20 protein-coding genes are annotated in these 19,856 nt (G+C 60.0%); 14 read left to right on the top strand and 6 right to left on the bottom strand.

Annotation, left to right across the window (positions count from 1 at the left end):
* Positions 1 to 777: methyl-accepting chemotaxis protein (locus DFP86_RS06800; protein ID WP_208108246.1), on the top strand; the 777-nt coding region annotated here is incomplete at its 5' end.
* On the opposite strand, the gene DFP86_RS06795 is transcribed toward DFP86_RS06800, so the two are convergent.
* Entirely contained in the window at positions 774 to 1,679 is a 906-nt protein-coding gene (locus tag DFP86_RS06795) for a LysR family transcriptional regulator (protein ID WP_133679463.1), read from the bottom strand. The genes DFP86_RS06800 and DFP86_RS06795 overlap by 4 nt on opposite strands.
* A 97-nt stretch (positions 1,680 to 1,776) precedes the next feature.
* Between DFP86_RS06795 and DFP86_RS06790 the strand changes: the two genes are divergently transcribed.
* On the top strand, positions 1,777 to 2,631 hold the full coding sequence (locus DFP86_RS06790; RefSeq protein WP_243729324.1) for a pirin family protein: 855 nt from the start codon (positions 1,777 to 1,779) through the stop codon (positions 2,629 to 2,631).
* A 40-nt stretch (positions 2,632 to 2,671) separates the two neighbouring features.
* Here DFP86_RS06790 and DFP86_RS06785 read toward each other — a convergent pair whose 3' ends face one another.
* Both DFP86_RS06785 and DFP86_RS06780 read right to left on the bottom strand, forming a co-directional pair.
* Positions 2,672 to 3,271: a response regulator transcription factor gene (locus DFP86_RS06785; protein ID WP_166642181.1), complete on the bottom strand. Its 600-nt coding sequence runs from the start codon at positions 3,269 to 3,271 to the stop codon at positions 2,672 to 2,674.
* A 123-nt stretch (positions 3,272 to 3,394) separates the two neighbouring features.
* Complete coding sequence (locus DFP86_RS06780; protein ID WP_133679457.1) at positions 3,395 to 5,770, bottom strand: penicillin-binding protein 1A; 2,376 nt, start codon at positions 5,768 to 5,770, stop codon at positions 3,395 to 3,397.
* Positions 5,771 to 5,883: 113 nt separating this feature from the next.
* Between DFP86_RS06780 and DFP86_RS19270 the strand changes: the two genes are divergently transcribed.
* The 12 genes from DFP86_RS19270 (at position 5,884) to DFP86_RS06725 (ending at position 15,999) form a co-directional block, all read left to right on the top strand.
* A complete protein-coding gene (locus DFP86_RS19270) occupies positions 5,884 to 6,750 on the top strand; it encodes a type IV pilus biogenesis protein PilM (protein ID WP_166642180.1) in 867 nt (288 codons plus the stop codon).
* Positions 6,747 to 7,274, top strand: a complete 528-nt coding sequence (locus tag DFP86_RS19265) for a PilN domain-containing protein (RefSeq protein WP_166642179.1) — start codon at positions 6,747 to 6,749, stop codon at positions 7,272 to 7,274. The genes DFP86_RS19270 and DFP86_RS19265 overlap by 4 nt, the downstream gene beginning before the upstream one ends.
* On the top strand, positions 7,271 to 7,783 hold the full coding sequence (locus tag DFP86_RS06770) for a hypothetical protein (protein WP_133679453.1): 513 nt from the start codon (positions 7,271 to 7,273) through the stop codon (positions 7,781 to 7,783). The genes DFP86_RS19265 and DFP86_RS06770 overlap by 4 nt, the downstream gene beginning before the upstream one ends.
* Positions 7,780 to 8,157: a pilus assembly protein PilP gene (locus DFP86_RS06765; RefSeq protein WP_133679450.1), complete on the top strand. Its 378-nt coding sequence runs from the start codon at positions 7,780 to 7,782 to the stop codon at positions 8,155 to 8,157. The genes DFP86_RS06770 and DFP86_RS06765 overlap by 4 nt, the downstream gene beginning before the upstream one ends.
* Positions 8,154 to 9,476 (top strand): type IV pilus secretin PilQ, encoded by a 1,323-nt coding sequence (locus DFP86_RS06760; protein ID WP_133679448.1) that lies wholly within the window; start codon positions 8,154 to 8,156, stop codon positions 9,474 to 9,476. Before DFP86_RS06765 ends, DFP86_RS06760 begins: the two co-directional genes overlap by 4 nt.
* 68 nt (positions 9,477 to 9,544) lie before the next feature.
* The gene (aroK, locus tag DFP86_RS06755) at positions 9,545 to 10,078 is read left to right on the top strand and encodes a shikimate kinase AroK (RefSeq protein ID WP_208108245.1); all 534 of its coding nucleotides are present in this window, start codon (positions 9,545 to 9,547) and stop codon (positions 10,076 to 10,078) included.
* A gap of 1 nt (position 10,079) precedes the next feature.
* Complete coding sequence (gene aroB / locus DFP86_RS06750; protein WP_133679446.1) at positions 10,080 to 11,177, top strand: 3-dehydroquinate synthase; 1,098 nt, start codon at positions 10,080 to 10,082, stop codon at positions 11,175 to 11,177.
* Positions 11,178 to 11,426: 249 nt separating this feature from the next.
* A complete protein-coding gene (locus tag DFP86_RS06745) occupies positions 11,427 to 11,804 on the top strand; it encodes a type IV pilus assembly protein FimV (RefSeq protein ID WP_243729323.1) in 378 nt (125 codons plus the stop codon).
* Positions 11,805 to 11,923: 119 nt separating this feature from the next.
* Positions 11,924 to 12,835 (top strand): GNAT family N-acetyltransferase, encoded by a 912-nt coding sequence (locus tag DFP86_RS06740; RefSeq protein ID WP_133679444.1) that lies wholly within the window; start codon positions 11,924 to 11,926, stop codon positions 12,833 to 12,835.
* Positions 12,829 to 13,917, top strand: a complete 1,089-nt coding sequence (rfaQ, locus tag DFP86_RS06735; RefSeq protein ID WP_133679442.1) for a putative lipopolysaccharide heptosyltransferase III — start codon at positions 12,829 to 12,831, stop codon at positions 13,915 to 13,917. The genes DFP86_RS06740 and rfaQ overlap by 7 nt, the downstream gene beginning before the upstream one ends.
* Positions 13,918 to 13,921: 4 nt before the next feature.
* A complete protein-coding gene (locus tag DFP86_RS06730) occupies positions 13,922 to 15,025 on the top strand; it encodes a glycosyltransferase (RefSeq protein WP_133679440.1) in 1,104 nt (367 codons plus the stop codon).
* Positions 15,025 to 15,999, top strand: a complete 975-nt coding sequence (locus tag DFP86_RS06725) for a polysaccharide deacetylase family protein (protein ID WP_133679438.1) — start codon at positions 15,025 to 15,027, stop codon at positions 15,997 to 15,999. The genes DFP86_RS06730 and DFP86_RS06725 overlap by 1 nt, the downstream gene beginning before the upstream one ends.
* On the opposite strand, the gene DFP86_RS06720 is transcribed toward DFP86_RS06725, so the two are convergent.
* The 3 genes from DFP86_RS06720 to DFP86_RS06710 form a co-directional block, all read right to left on the bottom strand.
* A complete protein-coding gene (locus DFP86_RS06720) occupies positions 15,963 to 17,174 on the bottom strand; it encodes a glycosyltransferase family 4 protein (protein ID WP_133679437.1) in 1,212 nt (403 codons plus the stop codon). The two genes, DFP86_RS06725 and DFP86_RS06720, sit on opposite strands and share 37 nt — an antisense overlap.
* Entirely contained in the window at positions 17,171 to 18,307 is a 1,137-nt protein-coding gene (locus DFP86_RS06715) for a glycosyltransferase family 4 protein (RefSeq protein ID WP_133679435.1), read from the bottom strand. Before DFP86_RS06715 ends, DFP86_RS06720 begins: the two co-directional genes overlap by 4 nt.
* A 71-nt stretch (positions 18,308 to 18,378) precedes the next feature.
* Positions 18,379 to 19,812 (bottom strand): O-antigen ligase family protein, encoded by a 1,434-nt coding sequence (locus tag DFP86_RS06710; protein WP_133679433.1) that lies wholly within the window; start codon positions 19,810 to 19,812, stop codon positions 18,379 to 18,381.
* Positions 19,813 to 19,856: the final 44 nt, after the last annotated feature.

The raw sequence follows: 19,856 nt of genomic DNA, 5'->3' as shown, positions 1-19,856 counted from the left end.
TTGGCCGACCAGACCATGTCGGCCACGCAGAATGTGGAAGAGTTGCTGGCGACGATCCAGGAACAAGTCACCACGTCGAGCGAGACCATGGTCGCGATGGCCGAGCAGGTGCATACCGGCATCTCGGTCTCGCAACAGGCCGGCGACTCGATCGAGGCCGCCTCGCGCGACATCAACACCCTGATCAAAAATGTCCAGGTCATTGCCGAGGCCAGCAGCGCGCAAAACGAGAAAGTGCGTGCGATCACCGATCAGATCGGCGCGGTGGTGGAAAGCTCGCAACTGCAGCTGGAAGGCGCACACGCCCTGGCGGCCAGCGCGACGCAAATGAGCGAACAGTGCGACTTGCTACTGACCGAGGTCGGCGAGTTCCGCTTTGCCGGTCATCAACGCATCCGCCAAGGCGTGGAGGAATCGATCGCACAGTGGCAGTTGACCCGCATGGAGCGGGGAGATCTGGAAAGCAAGCTGGCCGGGTTGTGTCGTCGGCTGCCGGCGCTGGAAATCTGCTACGCCACCGATAAGAGCGGTATTCAAATCACCTCGGATGTCTCGACCGATGGTCTGGGGACGGAATCGTTCGGTTTCAACTGCAATCAGCGCCGTTGGTTCCAGGAAGCCACGCGGCGCCGGGCATTATTCGTGTCCGATATCTATCGCTCTATCGTAACCGGCAACTACGGCTTTACGGTTGCGGCTCCGCTGTTCAACCCGGCGGGCGAGCTGCTAGGCGTACTGGGCGCCGATGTGCGTTTCGATCACATCATCGACGACTAAGCCTTCGTCGAACCTTGTTGTTCCCCTTCGGCGCGAATCCACTGCGCCAGGCTTTGCGTGGCCGGACCGGCAGCCGCCGGATCGGCCACGATCAGAAAAACCGGCATCTTACGCGTCCCCCCGCTCGACAAAGGCAGCGGCCGAAGCCGGCCATCCGCCAGTTCCGCGGCGATGCCGCTAGTCGGTAACCAGGCATAGGCCAATCCGGACAGCACCGCGGCTTGCGAGGTTTCTTGTTTGCTGACCGTCCAGCGCTGACGCGCGCCGAGCCAGCCGGCATCGCGCGGCGCCGTTTCCCCCGAGTCGCGCACCACCACTTGCGTATGCTGCGCCAGATCGTCGGCCTCGATGGCCCGACCCAACGCCAACAGCGGATGCGACGGCGCTGCCACGGCTTGAAATTCGGCGTCGAATAGCCAATCGCCTAGAAAGCCGCTCGGCACCCGGGTGGCGATGGCCAAGTCGACCTGGCCGGCATAGAGCGCGTCGTCCGCGCCCGACATCACGACTTCATGTAGCTGCAGCCGGGTTTCGCCACATTGATCGGCAAAGCGCCGCAAGATCCGCAACAGCGTTTCGGTGGGGAACAAGCTATCCACCGCCAAACGCACTTCGCTCTCCCAACCCTGCCGCAGCTTCTGCGCTCGCGCTTCCAACCGCTCCAATCCCGCCAGCCATTGACGCGCATCTCGCAATAGCGCGCTGCCGGCCGGCGTCAGAACCATGCGCCGCCCTTCCGGCGCCAGTAGCACCACCCCCAACTGTTGCTGCAACGTCGCCACCGCATGACTGATCGACGATTGACTGCGGTGCAATGCGCTGGCGGCCTGGGCAAAGCCCCCCAGATCGACCACCGCCTGCAACATGCGCCATTGCGCGGCTCGGGTGCGCGGCAAATTCATATCGATTTATTCGAACATTAAAAGCCAATAATTGCGCTTTTTTATCGATTATTCAAGACAGATAATCGATACATATAAACACCGCCTGGAGAACATGATGAAAAACACTGACGCATTCCGTGAAGTAGAAAGCCTGCATACCGGGATGAGCGTATCCGATGGCGCCGGCGTCAAGCTCAGCCGCATTCTGACGCAGCCGCTGCAGCAGCGCCTGGATCCATTCCTGATGCTGGACGAGTTCGGCTCCGACACACCTGGCGATTATATTGCCGGCTTCCCTGAACATCCGCACCGGGGTTTCGAAACGGTGACTTATATGCTCGAAGGACGTATGCGCCACCGCGATAGCGTCGGCAACGAAGGCGTGCTTGGACCGGGCGATGTGCAGTGGATGACCGCAGGCCGCGGCGTGGTGCATTCGGAAATGCCGGAACAGGCGGAAGGCCGCATGCGCGGGTTCCAATTGTGGGTCAATTTGCCGGCGCGCGAGAAAATGACCGATCCGCGCTACCGTGGCATCGCCGCCGCCGATATTCCCCGCTTATCGCCGGCGCCAGGCGTCGATGTCCGACTGATCGCCGGTATGCTCGATGGTCAGCAGGGCGCTGTGGGCGGTATCGCCACCGACCCGCAGTACCTGGATATTTCGCTGGCAGAGGGCACGGAGGTCGTTCTGCCCGTCCCCGAAGGTTATCGCGCCTTTTTGTATGTATACGAAGGCCGTGCGTTGGTTGGCGGCAATCAGCGCGCGGTCGGCAAGGGCACGATGGCAGTCCTGGATCATGGGCCCGGCCGGCTCGCCGTCTGGCTACGCGCCCAAGAGGCAAGCCGGCTGCTGCTGATCGCCGGGCGACCGATCGAAGAACCGATCGCCCAATGGGGGCCGTTCGTCATGAATACGCGCGCCGAGTTGGAGCAAGCGTTCAACGACTACAACAACGGTTTGTTCTGAGTTTGCGAGAACAGGGCCGTCCGCCTAGGGACGGCCAACATCAGGCCAAGCCATTCATGCGGGCATATTCGGCGAGATCGAGCGTCGTTTTGAGATTCAACTTGGTCAGCAGGCGCATCTTGTAAGTGCTGACGGTCTTTGGACTGATACACAACGCCGAGGCGATTTCCTTGTTCCGGCTGCCGCCGGCAATGAAGCGCAGCACCGCCAACTCGCGCCGGCTCAACACCGGGACATCCTGGGTCACCTGTTGGCTGCCGACCGGGAAACAACGATAGCCGGATCGCACCAGCTGTACGGCATACAGGATCTCCTGCATCGAACTGGCCTTGCTGATGTAACCGCAGGCCCCCTGCTCGGCGGCCCGGGTCACATAGATTTTCTCCTCCCGGGAGCTGAGTACCAGCACCCGGATTTTCTTATCCACCAGGCAGATCTGTCGGATCAGGCCCAGCCCGTCGAAGGAGAACAACGCCAAGTCCATGATCACCAAGTCCGGTACATGCTGGCGCACGATGGACAAAGCCTCCGCACCGCCGCTCTCCCCCACCACGCGACAGCGGCCATCCTGTTCAAGGTACGTCTTCAGCGCCATTCGAATGGGTGGGTGATCGTCGATCACCACAATTGTGCTCATCATCTGTTCTGCCCCGCTCATGTTTTTGGTGCATGCAGGGTACTCAAACAACCTGAGCAAATCTTGATGACAACTTGCCGACAGCAAAAAAACACCCCCGTTTCCGGGGGCGCTGTCAGACAAACATCAGAATAGCTGGTCCTTGACCTTCTCGACCGCATCGGCTGGCGGCGGCGTATCGGTCTTGGGCTGATCAGAACCGTTCTGCGCATCCGAAGCGTTCGGGGCCACCGGCACCGTGCCGTGGTTGTTGAGCTTGATATCCGGATTCGGCGTCTGGAACTCGTCGTAGTAATACTCGTCGCCGCCATGCAACCCAGCCCCGGCCTTGACCGTAATACCCGACGGCATCGGCAGCTCGACTTCCGGCTCCTTCTTCAGGGCGTTGGCCATGTAGTTGATCCAGATCGGCAGCGCCGCCGTGCCACCATAGCCGTAACGGCCCAGGCTACGCGGCTGGTCGTAGCCGACCCAGGTGGCGGCGACCAGGCCGGGATTGAAGCCGACGAACCAGGCGTCCTTGAAGTCGCTGGTGGTACCGGTCTTGCCGGCGATATCGCTGCGCCCCAGCACCAAGGCCCGGGTCCCGGTACCGTAGCGGATCACGTCCTTCATCATATTGGTCATGATAAAGGCATTGCGCGGATCGATCACCGGCGTGCCGCCTTGGCCGGCCACAACGGCTTGCGTCTTGGCCAACACCCGGTTCGACGCATCTTCGATGCGATCGATGAAATAGGCGTGGGTACGGTAGCCACCGTTGGCCAGCGCGGCATAACCCTCGGCCATCTGCAACGGCGTGACCGAACCCGCGCCCAGCGCCATCGGCAGATAGGCCGGATGCTGCTTGGCCGAGAAGCCGAAACGCTGGATGTACTGCTGGGCATAGTCGGTGCCGATCGCTTGCAGAATCCGCACTGACACCAGGTTACGCGACAACGCCAATGCATGGTGCATCGTGATCATGCCCATGAACTTGCCGTCGTCGTTCTGCGGGGTCCACATCTTGCCGGAGCCGTCTTGCGGGTCGAAGCTGAACGGGGCGTCGTTGACCATGGTCGAGGCGGTCAAACCGCGGTCGATGGCCGCCGAATAGATGAAGGGCTTGAACGTCGAGCCCGGTTGACGCCAAGCCTGGGTCACGTGGTTAAAGCTGCGGCGATTGAAGTCGAAACCGCCGACCAACGACTTGATGGCGCCGGTCCGGGTATCGAGCGAGACGAATGCCCCCTCGATTTCCGGCATTTGCACGATTTCCCAATACCCCTTCTCGTTGGCGCGGACGCGGATCACCGCACCAGGACGGATCTGCTGCTGAGCCGAGACACGACTGCTCAGTGCGCGACGCGCGAAATCCAACCCTGCGCCATTGATGACGGCGATCTTGCCGCCACGCATATACGCACGCACTTCGTTCGAGCTGGACGACTGCACCACGGCCGGCTGCATATCGCCGCTGTCGCGAATCTCCGAGAGCGCGTCATCCAGCGCCATGCTCAGATCCTCGCCCTGCAGGTTGTTCATGTCGATGAAGCTCTCGGGGCCGCGATAGCCGTGCTTGTGGTCGAAATCGAGCAAACCGGCGCGCAAGGCATCGTAAGCCCATTGCTGGTGATGGCTGTCGATGGTGGTATAGACGCGATAGCCCTCGGTATAGGCATTTTCACGGAACCGGTCGTACATCGCCTGCCGCACCATCTCGGCCACGTATTGTGCCGGGAAGCCATTGCTGTCGGCCTGGTTGGCGAACACCAGCTTCTGCGCCATCGCTTGTTCGTATTGCGCGTCGTTGATGAACCCCAGCTCCTTCATGCGGCGCAGAACGTACTCCTGGCGCAGACGAGCCCGATCCGGGTTGACGATCGGGTTATAAGCGGACGGTGCCTTGGGCAAACCTGCCAGCATGGCCATTTCCGCCACAGTCAGATCCTGCAGATTCTTCCCATAATAGGCCTGTGCCGCAGCACCGAAGCCGTAGGCGCGTTGCCCCAGGTAGATCTGATTCATGTACAACTCGAGGATCTGATCTTTCGACAGGGCATGCTCGATCTTGAACGCCAGCAGCGCTTCATTGAATTTTCGGGTGAACGTCTTCTCGCTCGACAAGAAGAAGTTCTTGGCCACCTGCATCGTGATCGTACTGGCGCCCGAGCGGGCATGGCCGGTCAGCAGGTTGCCGATGGCGGCACGCATCACCCCCGAGTAGTCAACCCCGCTATGCTGGTAGAAATTCGCATCTTCGGCCGCCAGCAGTGCATTGATCATCTGCTGCGGCACCTCATGGATGCGCAGAAACGACCGACGCTCCTCGCCGAATTCCCCGATCAGCACATTGTCCGCGGAATAAACCCGCAGCGGGATTTTCGGCCGGTAGTCGGTCAGCACGTCCAGGCTGGGCAGCCGGGGGTAGGTTATGATGATCGCTATCGCCAAGGCTCCGGCCGACAGCACCACCCCACCCAGACACAGCCCTGCCAGAATCGCAAAAATTCGTTTAAACATAGTTTTCCAGTATTTCGCTGAAACACGGATTATACGACTTGTGACGACCTGTAGATAAAAACCTGGTGCGGCCGCGGATTGCCGAGGGTGCAGTCAGGCGGAGGATCGACACCATGCTGCTGCAAAAACTGGTGGCACTGGCCAGGCGGACGGCCGTGCCAGAGCCGATCGGCCTCGAATTGCGCGCCGATCGTTTCACGTTGATCCACCTGGATCGCACATCTTCCAGTTCCCCGCTCATATTGGGACATAGCCACCACACCCTGTTCCCCGGCGACCACGAAGCGGCCGCCGAAGCACTGAGCGATGCTTGGCACCGTTTGGCGCTGCCGGGTAAACAAGTGGTGCTGTCCGTCCCCAGTCCTCCCGCCCGTTTCGCCCTGTTGCCCATCGTCCCCGGCAATGGCACAAGGCCAAAGCCGGCATGGCACTCGGACGATCTGATCTACGCCGAGGTCACGCTGCCGGCGCGCTCGGATCACCCCCCTCAGGTTCTGGTGGGCGCGGTGCCCGGCGCTTTACTGGAGACGTCGCTGGCGTTGCTCGACTTGGCGGGGCTGGAGGCGGTACAGGTTCAGATCGATATCTTGGCGCTGCTCACCGCTTTTAGCCATACCCCAGCATGGACGGGCCAGGGTCCGATCGCCAGAACATTGGTTCACGCAAGCGATGCGGGCTTCTCCTGGTACGCCCTCTCCCCGGCGGACGACCTGCCCCAGGAGATCGGTCTGGCGCAAGACGGCACCGAATTGAGCGAGCGGCTAACGGCGCAACCACCGGATCTGCTTATGCTGGCGGGCCCGGTGGGAACGGTTCAGCCCTTGATGACCGACCTGCAGTCTCGGCTACCGTCCACCCGATTTTGTACCAACCCCTTTGCCGGCTGCCGCTTGGCGCACGAAGAGGATCGCCGTCCCATCACGGCACGGGCGCCGGAATTGTCCGTCGCCCTTGGCCTGGCACTGGGAGCCTGCCCGTGAGCCGCGCAGCGCACGGACGCCCATGGATCGAACTCAATCTCATCGGATCGCGCCAGGCCGCTCAGCGACAACGCCAGCGCCAATTCTGGCTGGCACTGGCCGTGCCGCAATGTCTTGGTTTATTCGCGCTATTGGCGATGCGCACCGTATTGCCGGCGCCGGATCTGCGCCCCATGGCTCATAAGGAGGCGCCCCCTCGCGCCGAATACGATACCAACTGGCTGCAACACTGGCAGGCAAACCGAGCACAGGCCGCCGAGTTGCTGACATTGCTGGCAAACCACACGCCCGCGGGCGTCATGCTGACATCGCTGAAACAGGAAGACAGGCAACTCACGCTGACGGGGCTTGCCAGCCGCGCCGACGGATTGCCGCAACTCGTACAGGTACTGAAAACACAGACCGGCTACCGGCGCTTGAGCCATAAGGAAGCCTCTGCGGGTCTGCATCAGTCGCTCCCGGTTCAGCACTTCATCCTGGTTCTAGCCCGCACCGAGTCGCAACACCCGGCGCAAACGCCATGAAACACTCCTCGCCTTGGCGCCGCTGGCTGCGCACGCTACCCGACCAAGCGCCGGGTATACGCGGGGCCAGCCTCATCGTGCTGACGACGCTGTGCTACTCATTGGCGTACTGGCTGTTGCTGCACGATGCGCTACAGACCTGGCGCCGCGAGCAGCACGCCTCTGCGCCGCAGCCGATCGACAAAACCCAGGATGCCGCCGTCCTGGCAACGATACGGTGGGGCTGCGACATGGCACAAGTCAAAGACATCGCCCGACGCCATCGCTTGGTGCCGCTCGTCGGCGAACCTGTCGACGAGCAGGCGCACGGCGCACTGACGGTTGCTTCGGCTCAGTTGGTCGCCACAGGGACTTTCGACCAACTGCAGGATTTTGCGGTCGCATTGAGCCGGCACCCGTCAACCCTGACGATGGATCACATGCAGCTCGGCGCTTCCGGCCGGCAGCGCTTGGATTTACATGCGCGCATCCTTTGTTTGCACCCCTCCCCACCCGAGATCTCACCATGACCGCACATTGGCTGTACATGTTGGCGCTGTCGCCTGGCTTTGCCGCCGCTCAGACCGGCCTTGAGCAACGCAATCCTTTCGATCCGCAACGGCTGGCCCCCGACAAGGGCTTATCGTCTCTTCCGCACCAGGATCTCGGCCTTTTCGAGCTGGTCGACCTCAAACTAGTTGGCACAATCAGCCAGCAAAGCAACCGCAAAGCCTTATTGCTGGATCCTCTACAGCGAATCCACCTGGTCGCGGTGGGTGGTCTGATCGGCAACGGCGGTTGGCAAATCACCCAAATCGGCGCAGGACATATCACGCTGACGCCCTCAGTGGCAGTCGGTGCCGCCCCGGGTAAGGAAACTCACCTCACCATGGAGCAACCATGATCCGAAGCCGGCGAATAGGCATGGCATCGTTCTACCTGGGCTGGCTGACCGCCAACGCCATGGCGGCGAACGGCGCGGCACCGCTATCGCTCAACTTTCAGAATATGGAGGTCAGCACCGCGTTATACGCGCTGGCGGATCACGCCGGCCGAGACATCATCGTCAACGATTCGGTCAAAGGGCAGATCACGCTACGCCTGAACGGGGTGCGCTGGGATCAGGCCATCGAACTGATCCTGCAGGCAAAAGGGCTTGAGCGGCAGACCATCGGCAAGGTCATGCATATCTCCAAACGCGATGAGCTGCTCGGACAAGACAAACAGCGCTTCGAAGCCGGCCAGCAACGCCAAGCCTTGGTCGCACCCCAGGTACGCGCCTTTCCCTTACGCCACCGGCCGGCTGCTGAGGTTCGTAAATTGCTGGAAGAAGGACGCTTGCTGAGCGACAAGGGCAGCATGCTGGTCGACCCCGGCAGCAATACGCTATTCGTGCACGATATCCCTTCGAGCGGCGACAAAATCAAACAATTCGTCGAGAGCACCGATCGGCCATTACGCCAAGTCATGATCGAGGCCCGCATCGTCGAAGCCAATGACTTTTTCAGCCGCGAGCTGGGCAGCAAGCTCCACTTTGCGCGCGTACCGGACATAGCGCATCGTGCGAGCACGCTTGCCGGTTGGCGCGACAACGATACGCCAGGCAGCACCGCGGATCATGATGGCTTGTCTGCCGGCGTGAATCTGCCGATTCAACCGCCCTTCGGTTCGATCGCCGCCCTGTTCCGCGCCAGCGCAGGCACCTTGATCGGTCTGGAGTTGCAGGCCATGCAAGCCGAAGGTCAGGGTAAAGTCGTCTCCAGTCCTCGGTTGTTGGCAGCAGACCGCAGCGAAGCTTCGATCGAGGAAGGGAGTGAAATTCCCTACCCGCGCAGCCGCCCGCACCGCGGTTCTCGCGATGTGTCGTCGGTTGAATTCAAGAAGGCGGCGTTGAGCCTGAAGGTCAAACCGGTCATCGCTCCCGATGCGCGTAGTCTGTGGATCGAGATCGACATCAGCAAGGACTCCCCGAACTACAAACAGTCGGTGCTCGGTGCGCCATCCGTGGATACCAAGCGCATCCGCACCTCGGTTCAAATCGAGAACGGCGGGACCGTGGTTCTGGGCGGGATCTATATCGACGAACAGCACAATCTGCGCAACCATGTACCGATCCTGGGCGACATCCCCCTGCTGGGTGCGCTCTTCAGCAGCAAGACCAAACGCCACAGCCGGCGCGAACTACTGGTTTTCATTACCCCGCAGATCATTTCCCGCTCTTGAGTGCAGGAAAATCGACGTTGCCAGAATGTCCAAAGACAGATTGTCATACCATCGGATAGAATGGCGACATGGAAAAACTGGCAGGCAACTTTTTTCTGGTCGGGCTCATGGGAGCCGGCAAAACCACCGTCGGGCGGGCATTGGCACGCAAGACGGACAAGACCTTTTATGATTCCGACCAAGAAATCGAGGCACGTACCGGCGTTCGTGTAGCAACGATTTTCGATATCGAGGGCGAACAGCGTTTTCGCCAACGCGAATCTAGCGTGATCGCCGATCTGGTTCTGCTCGACAACATCGTCCTCGCAACAGGCGGCGGTGCCGTTTTGAACGAACAGAATCGCCGCCTGCTGTCGCAGCACGGTACCGTCATCTACTTGCGCGCCAATATCGACGATTTGCTGGCCCGCACCCAACTCGACCGCAATCGCCCCTTGCTGCGCACCGGAGACCCACGCGCCAAGCTGACCAGTCTATTCGCCGAGCGCGACCCGCTCTACCGCCAGATCGCCGACCTGGTCGTCGACACCACCCAGCAGAACGTCAATACACTGGTCAACCAATTGGAAGAACAACTCCTCTCCCTTCACAGAAAGCCTTGACATGATCACGCTGAACCTGACGCTGCCCGATGCCGGCTATCCCATCCATATCGGACAGGGCCTTCTGGATCAGCCCGATCTTCTGCTGCCGCTCTTGGCAAGTGACAAAGTGGCCATCGTCACCAACGAGGTGGTGGCGCCACTGTATTTGGCCAGGCTCGTCGATGCGCTGCGTACCCGTGGCATCGCCGTCGTGCCGATCGTGCTGCCCGACGGCGAAGATCACAAAGACTGGCAGACACTGAACCATATCTTCGACGTACTGTTGGCCGAGCGTTGCGAGCGCAGTACCACGCTGATCGCCCTTGGCGGCGGCGTGGTCGGCGACATGACCGGCTTTGCCGCCGCCTGCTATCAGCGTGGCGTACCGTTCATCCAGATTCCCACCACCTTACTCGCGCAGGTCGATTCATCGGTCGGCGGCAAGACCGCCATCAATCACCCGCAAGGCAAGAACATGATCGGCGCGTTTTATCAGCCGCGCGCGGTCATCGCCGACATGCGCCTGCTCGACTCCCTGCCCGATCGCGAACTCAGCGCCGGTCTTGCGGAAGTCATCAAATACGGGCTACTGGGCGATGCCGAATTTTTCGCATGGCTGGAAGCGCATATCGATGCGCTGCGTGCACGCGACATGACGGCACTGGAATATGCGGTACGTCGCTGTTGCGAGATGAAAGCCGACATTGTCGGGCAGGATGAAAAAGAAACCGGGGTGCGAGCGCTGCTCAACCTGGGGCATACCTTCGGCCACGCCATCGAGGCGGGCCTCGGCTTCGGCACCTGGCTGCACGGAGAGGCCGTGGCGGCCGGCATGGTACTGGCCGCCGCCACCTCCCACGCATTGGGCTGGTTGCAAGATAGCGATCTCGCGCGCATTCGGGCGTTGATCTCGGCGGCCGGCTTGCCGATCCAAGCACCGGATCTGGGCGTCGAGCAATGGTTGACGCTGATGAGCCACGATAAAAAGGTCCATCAAGGAAAAATCCGGTTGGTATTGTTGCAACAAATCGGTAAAGCTGTGATTGAAGAGACTTTGCCGAGGGCAATCCTGGACGACGTACTTTCCGGCCCGCACATTCAATCGCGCGCACACTGATATCGTTGCTTGCCGATGGAGCGCTACACCCGGCCAGATAAGCCGCCATTCCATTGGCAATCCCGTCGCGCGCGCCCCCTGTCATGCAATCGACATGACGCCTTCCTCTCCGCGCGGCTAAGCCAGTGAGCCAATTACTTTTTTTTCGCAACGCAGCATCCTTGTGCTAAGGATTTCTACGGATTGCTAGTTCCATTTGTTCGTCCAAATAATCGTGTACAAAACAAACACAAAGCACGAGGGATTAGCATGATGTGGCTCACAGCAATGGCCAGCAGCTTGGGGTGCATGTTGGCTTTCTACGGTGCTCGGAAAATCTGGAGAACCGTTCGTTATACTAAGCCGCGCCACCGCGGCATCGACCCGGTAGGGGAGGCCGAAGTATTCCTGGCCTACGGTCGCACCAAGGATGCGGTTCGCGTGCTGCGCGATGCCTTGCGCGACGAACCGGATAATCTCGCAGCCAAAGTAACACTGCTGCGCGCCTATTCCACGGACGGCAATGTGCGTGCCTACAGCTCGTTGGCCCACGACGTTCAGGAATCCCTGCGCGGCCAGGCGGTATGGAGCACGATCCAGCGCAACGGTCGCGACATGGATCCGGGCAACCCGCTATTCAATACCTGAAGAAGATCCACTTGACGTCAGTAGTACCCGACACCGGTCTTCGACCGGTGTCGTTTTTTTATTCGAACCCAAGCGGTATGCGCTAAAATCACGGGTCTTTCAACACAACCGAAGAAACCATGCCCGCATTCCTGCGCTCGCTTGGCTGGCAGCCCATTTCGCCCGATACCTATGCCGTTGCCTGGCATCGCTTCGGTGGCAGTGTCATCACCCATCCGAAGGTTCTAGCGTTCATCCAGGAGCATTGCGACTGCAAGCCCCAATATCTTGGCCGACACGATCGCGCCGGAAACCTGCTCGCAGCGGTCGCGACATGGGGCAACTACCTGGCTGGGGATAAAACGGCTTTAGAACATTTCGGCGTAGATCGACAATATGACTTTGGCTCTCCGGAAGTCATCCTGCCGCTTGGGCCGGCCTACAAGGGCATGCTCTGTTTTCGAGGCAAATACGTTTCCTCGGAGCACGCTGGACAGCTTATCAATCTAAGCGGACGTAACCGCGGGCGCACGATTTGCCTCGCCAAGGATCTCAGCCCGCAAGGCATGTCGGCTAAGCAAAAAGGGCGCCGCAGAAGCGAGTTGAATCGCTGCCTGAAATCCCAGGGACGCTTGCAACCGGCGGCAGAGTACGCTCCTGAAGAACTGGTACGGATCTATGCCGAACTCTATCAGAAACGATGGGGGCAACCGTTACCCAACCAAGCGCAACTCGCTGTCATGTTGCAGGCGCTGCGAGCGCATATCGACGGCTATGTCCTACTGATCGAGGATCGCCCCGCCGCCTTTCAGCTATTGTTCGCCACCCAGTCAGACCGTTTCTATTCCGTGGAGTACATCAATGGCGGCGTCGATCCCGCCTTCCACGATTTGTCCCCCGGCACGGTGCTGACCTGGGCCAATGTCGAACACACATGGCAAAACTCGCAGTCGCTGGGTTTGGCCCACCGTTACTCGTTTGGGCGCAACTCAGCCGAGTACAAGACGCGCTGGGCCAACGAATCGAAATTGATGCGGATCGTCTCATGGTAAGTGCCGTAACCGCGCCCACTAGAATCTTGCTGATCAAGCTTCGGCATCACGGTGACGTGCTACTCAGCACACCGGTCGTTCGCGCGCTGAAAAGCCACTACCCGAATGCCGAGATCGATGTTTTAGTCTACCGCGAGACAGCCCCCATGCTGTCTCGCCACCCAGACATCAGCCAACTGCATTGCCTGGCGCGCGATCTTCATGGCTGGCAGAAACTGCGCCATCTCGTCGGCCTGTACCGCCGGCTCGCTCGACGCCGCTACGATTGGATCCTCCATCTATCCGATCAATGGAATGGCGCATTGCTGACACGCCTGCTCAACCCGAGTGAAGCGGTCGGCTTCGACTACCCCAAAAGACGTAACAAGCACTGGCAACGGTGTTTTACCCGGCTGGCCGACATCGCGCCCAGTAACTCGCTGCATGCGGTCGAACAAAATCTGCGCGCGGTTGAGGCCTTGGGGCTGGTGGTCGACCAACAGGACAAGCGTTGCTGCATGGCCGTCAGTCAGGAGGACCGAGATCAGGTTCGGCTGCAATTGGCCTCGCTGGGCGTCCATGGCGCCTATATCGTGGTTCATCCACCGGCACGCTGGTTTTTCAAATGCTGGGAGGACGAGCGCTTCGCAGAGATCATCCAGGCGTTGGCCGACGATGGCTGGCCTGTCATCGTGACCGGGGGCACCTCCGCACAAGAGCAGCAACTGGTCGGCAACATCATGAACCTGATCGACTCTCCGCGCGTACATTCGCTGGCGGGGGCGCTCACGCTCAACACCCTGGCGGCGCTGATCGATGATGCAAGACTATTCATCGGCGTCGATTCGGTTCCCATGCATATGGCAGCGGCATTGCAAACCGATACGGTCGCCCTATTCGGCCCAAGTAAACTCAACGAGTGGCATCCGTGGATGAATCGTTCGATCGTGATCAACGCGGCGGACTTCGGCCCGATGATCGACCCGGACGATGTACGGACCGACACCGGACAACGCTATCTGACCGCTATCCCGACCGGAGCCGTGTTGCAGGCGACGCTCCATATGCTGTTGCCGGACGAAGAAGCGGCAAGGCGAGGCTGACTTTATGCACATCGGATTCATTATCGACGGTCTGGCAGGCGGCGGCGCGGAACGCGTCGTCCTCACATTGGCCGACGGTATCGCCCGGAGAGGACACCGCGTCACCATTGTGTCGCTGCGAAGCGCCCGCGCTTTTCCGATTCCAGATGGCGTCGATATGCTGGAAGTCGCCGACAGTTATCGTGGCCCATTACGGCGCCAACTGGAAATCGGCCGACGAGCCCGTCAGCTTGAGCACGCCCTCTCTTCTTACCTGGCCGGCAACCCGTTCGACTTATCCATTTCCAACTTACCCAAAACCGACCGCATCGTAGCGGCCACGCCCTCTCTGGCCAAGGCATGGAGTTGCTTGCATGGTGCGGTAGTGACCACACAGTTGGCCAATAAGCGGGGGTTCAAGCGCTGGCTCAAGCGCCGCCAACTCGCCGCGACCTACCGGCAGCGGCGCCTGATCCTGGTGTCTCCAGGGTTGGCGCAAGATGTCGCGCAGCTGGGCGCGGAATATCTGCAAGGCAGCCAGATCATCCCCAATCCATTCGACCTGGAGACCATCCGCCGACTGGCGGCCCTGCCGTGTCCTATGGAAGGCGAAGACTATCTGGTACATGTCGGTCGTTTTCACCCCATCAAGCGTCACGACCGGCTGCTCGCCGCATTCCGGCATTCCGGCTTCTCAGGCAAGTTGGTGCTGCTAGGGGATGGGAGTACCGCCGAGAAGCAACAGATTGAAAAATGGGCAGACGACTTGGGCATTGCCGAACGGGTCGTTTTCGCCGGTTTCCAGGACAACCCCTACCCCTGGCTACGCGCCGCCCGCGCGCTGGTGCTATCCTCCGACAGCGAAGGTTTTGGCAATGTGCTCGTCGAGGCGCTGGCTTGCGGGACGCCCGTCGTCAGCACGCGTTGCCCTTTCGGGCCGGAAAGCATTCTGACAGGCCCCCTCGTCACAGGATTGTGCGATCTCAACGCGCCATCGCTTGCTGCGGGCATCCAGCGCGTCCTCGATGCGCCGCCGATCATCGATGAAGTCGCACTGGCACGCTTTGCCTTGAACACGGTGGTCGACGCCTATCTGGCGCTGGCCGAATCGTCATTGGAGTCACCTTGATGCAAAAGCCCGCTTCGTTTCTGATCACCATCGATACCGAAGGCGACAATCTATGGGGCAATGGCCCTCTCACAACGCACAATGCCGGCTTTCTCGAACGTTTTCAGCTGCTATGCGAACAATTCGGTTTCAAACCCTGCTATCTCACCAACCATGAAATGGCGGTCGATCCGGTATTTCAGGCGTTTGGCCGGGACATCGTACGCCGCGGCAGCGGGGAAATCGGCATGCATCTACACGCCTGGAACAGCCCGCCCGACCATCCCCAGACCGATCAGCACGGTGTCGACAAGGCCTATTTGATCGAGTATCCCGACAGCGTCATGCGCGCCAAGGTCGATCATATGACCAAGCTGCTGGAAGACACCTTCGGCGTCAAAATGCTCAGCCATCGCGCCGGCCGCTGGGCCTTCGACAGCCGTTATGCACAACTTTTGCTGGAGTACGGTTACCAAGTCGACTGCTCGGTCACCCCGCACATCGACTGGCGCGGCACGCTCGGCACGCGCAACGGCCAGGGTGGCACCGACTATCGGCACTTCCCGGAACAGGCCTACTTCATCGATATGGAAGACATTGCCAGACCAGGCAATTCGGCCCTGTTGGAGATCCCGATGAGCACGCGCCTGAAATACCCTGGCTGGGTACGTACCGTGCGCGGCACGCTGGACAAGCTGCGCGGCAAAACCCGCCCCGATTCGATGAGTTGGCTTCGGCCAAAGCGAAACAATCAAGCCGAGATGATCGGGCTCTCCAACCGCATTCTGGCCGCAGGCAGCAACTACCTGGAATTCATGCTGCACTCATCGGAGTTCATGCCTGGAGGCAGCCCGACCTTTCCGGACACGGAGAGCATCGAACAGCTGTATCGCGATATGACGGGACTATTCCAACACCTGGCCGGTCGATGCCAAGGCCAAACGTTGGCGGAATATCGTCAAGACTTCGCAGCGATATCGGCCAAGACACGATAAAGGCTGGCTTGGTAAGTATCGAAATCGAACCCTTGGGCTGCATGAGCCACGGCGCCTGCGCTGAAAGCCGCATAGTTTGCGGCATCTCCTAGCAAGAACTGAGCGGCATCCGCCAAAGTTTCGGGCCGCAGCAATCGCGCCGGCACGATTTGATCCAGCGCCGGATCATAAACGGTTCTGGTAAATTGAGTGCTGGCGCCGGTCAGTGCCTGATACGCCTCGACGGTCATATCCGGCGTCAGACAAAGGCCGGCAACGCCGTGGGGTACGACTTCAGGCATGCCGTCTATCTGGCTGCAAATAACGGGCAGGCCGTGCGCCATCGCCTCCAGGCACACCAGCGAAAGAGATTCGTGCATGGACGTCTGCACAAACAAATCGATATCGCGGTAAAACGATGCCATCGCATCGCATCGGCCAGGCAGGCTGACATACGGCTCTAGTTTTTCCCTGCGGATCAGCTCAGCGATAGCCGGCATTTCCGACCCTTCGCCCACGATGACCGCTTGGGCATCGCAACCGCGTTCCCGCAATACCTTGATCGTCAAAACCAGCAGCCCAGCCGCCTTGAGCGGCACCAGTCTGGCGGCCAAGCCAAGACGGAAAGGCCGGCCTTGCGGCAGAACTCTTGCCGAGCCCCCCGTCTGGCGCTGACCTGGCGCCAAGGGATTGAGGCAAACCGTCACGGGAAACGCCACGTTGTGCTTGAGTTGCAGCATGCGCGCCGATGCCCGCGAGGCGGCAATCGCCGCGGTGACATAGGGAAAAAAGCCCTGTAATTGCGTCGGCGAGTGGGTATACCAACTCATGCCATGCTCGTAGTACACCAATGGACAAGCAAAATCGGGTGGTAAATGAAAATCGGTGAACTGGTTCCAAGCCAACACGATATCCGGCCGAATCGAGCGGATTTGTGCTAACCGGTTGCGAGCACGCAAGGCGGCCGGCCGTCTGGGGAGCTTGATGCCATGCCATGCCTTGGGTGAGCTCAAGGCTCGGCTATGTTGCTGCACGGACTGACGAAAGCGCGGTGCGATGTTCGGGCTATCCGCAACGGTATAATGCTCGATGCGCCATCCGGCGGGCGGCGGCGCACTGATCAGATCGACATACATCGACTCCACGCCGCCCACGCGGTCAAGATCGATCAAATGCGCGATCCTGAGCTTTGTCATGTTGCTGCCGCCTGCCGCTTACCCGCCCGTTGCAGCGCCTGCCGATAGCAAGCCAACATGCCCTGCATCATGTAATCGAACGACATGTGCGCCAACGCGTGCCGATAGGCGGCATCGCGCAACGCTTCGGCCAATCCGGCATCATCCAGCAATCGCGTCACGGCTTGGCGCAAGGCGCCGGCGTCGCCTGGAGCGCATAGCAAGCCGGTTTCGTCATGACGGATCATCTCCGGCAAGCCGCCGACCGTGGTGGCCACGATGTTCTTTTTCATCAGAAATGCCTGGGCCACCAGGCGGGTCTGCGCCTCGGTGCCGATCGAGGCGACCACCACGATGTCGGCCAGTGCGAGCCAATTCTCGATATCCGACTGGTATCCGAGGAAGCGAATCCGCCCACTATCGATCTCGCTCGCAGCCTCGGCAAGCACTTGCTGTTTATAGACTTGCGTCTGCCCCGTGGCTTCGCCCAAATGAATGGCAAACACCTCGTCGCGCTCGGCGATCATTTCTTGGCAAGCGCGCACGAAGAACAATTGTCCCTTATCGGGCCGGATCATGCCGACATTGGCAATCACCTTGGCATCCAAGGGAATGCCCAGCCGCTCCCGCAAGGCAGAGCCATCCAGCGCCGGGTTAAAGCGCTGTTCATCGACCCCGGCCACGGCAACGTACACATCGTCGGGATCGGCCAGCCCATCCTGCTGCAGCATCTCGCGAATCCGCCCTGCCGTCACGATGACACCGTGATTGCCATGGCGCCAGACCAGTTTTTTCAGGCCCGAAGCGCCGATCGGATCCGTCACATGGCGCGAGCGTACTACCGGCATGCCGTAAAACCACTTCAGATAAGCACCGTACGTGCTGTCGCGATTGCCATGACAATCGATTAGATCGATGCACTCTTGACGGATGAAACGGCGTAAAGATCGCAAGGTCGTAGGATTCATCGATCCGCGAATTTCCATCTCCAGCACCGGCAAATCGCGTGCTCTCGCTTGCGCAAGAATGGCAGCCCCCGGACGCGCCACAATCCAGCACGTGTGGCCATGGGCATTCAACCAGGCGGTCTGCTCGACAATGCGCAGCTCCTGCCCGCCCCAATCCATCGACGACTCAATATGCGCAAGGCGCATGACGACTCCTGACATCCATTAAAAAACCCGAACAGCATGCTCGCGATGTATCCGTCCGAGGTGGGTAAGATCTAAAGTTTCGCTGGCGCCCGTGTCTCTGCCTCGGACGAGGGTTCATCGTCGGCATAACAAAGTGTCAGCAATAGGCCGCAGAAGAAGAAAAACATCTCCAGCATATGATCGCGCCAGATATCGTCGACCAGTCCGCGTAAGGTCATGCCCATGACGAAAATCGCCAAACAGAGCCCCGCGGCGCGTCGATAACGATAGAAACGGTGCAAGCCGATCGCGGTCAGCCAACCCAGGATGACCAGCCACAGCACCATGCCGGGTATACCATTGGCCAAGGCAAAATTGATCATGCCGGAATGGCTCTGGGTCGTGGTGGTCGGGCCGTAATACTTCGCGACCAACAGATGGAAATTATCGCCGCGCAAACCTTGGCCCCATGGCTCTTTCAACATCAGCTCGCTGCCGATCTTTAGCCAGGAGATACGTTCATAAGCGGAAACATCCACCATTTGTCCATTGGCCATCGACGGATAGGGATAGCGATTTAAATCCAGCCATGCCAAATGATGTGAGGTATCCAGCGCCACCGGCAGGGTCTGCTTTAGGCTGGCCCATCGGCTATCCGTTTTCCAGGAAATGGTCGCCACCCCGCCGATCAATACGACCCCCAGCAATGCCACAGCCAGCAGACGGCCTTTGCCCCAGCTGGCGGCCCGCATCAACAACACCAATAGGGTCACCGACAACATATTGGCCAAGACGCCAACCGTGGCGTTACGTGTCATCAGACTCAGCTGCGCGGCCAACGCCAGAGACAAGAGCACCAGCAACGCAGGCCAACCCACCCGGCTCTCACGACGCCCCAAGGCGGCACGCACGCCGATCTCGACAAAAAGGAAAATCAACAGCGTGCTGAAATAAACGCTCAGTTCGAAACGCGAGTAGGCCAGCCGGGTGAACTGCCAAGGAATGACACCCCCGTTGTGGTGCCACAAGCGCACTATATCGTATAGCTGCCAGACGGCCAAAAGGCCCATCACGCACAACAGCGCCCATAGCACTTCGTAGCATGCGCGTTGCCGACGGCCGGCGGATAAAAGCGGCACCAGGCTCAGCCCCATGAAACCGGTTTCCAGCACGCGCAGCCACTTGCCGTTGAACTCCCTGAGAAAGAATCTCGTCGACTGCCCGTGCAACAGCCCGGTCAACAAGATCCAGACGCTCAAAATACCCAGCAGCACCAGCACCGGCTTGATCTGCCGCAGCGGCAACGCCGCGCGCACCGGCGCATGCCGCCATACCAGCCATGCCTGCAACAAGAACAGCGGCACTAGGATGAAATTGCGATGAAATGGCAACTGCCCGTTCGGAATCGGCCAGATCAGCATCAGCACCAGCGTGAGTAACCAAATCAGCCAAGCGAGCCGAGAGTAGCCGTCCGACACCTTGTCTTGTCGCAAAAATGCTGGGAAAAAATACCGCAGTAAGACCATTGTGCTATCCGTCTCTCACTTAAACAGCCGCCGTGTTCGCCACG

The sequence above is a fragment of the Paludibacterium purpuratum genome (assembly GCF_004363805.1).
GTDB classification, from domain to species: Bacteria; Pseudomonadota; Gammaproteobacteria; order Burkholderiales; family Chromobacteriaceae; genus Paludibacterium; species Paludibacterium purpuratum.
This window is presented reverse-complemented; position numbering and strand designations above follow the sequence as displayed.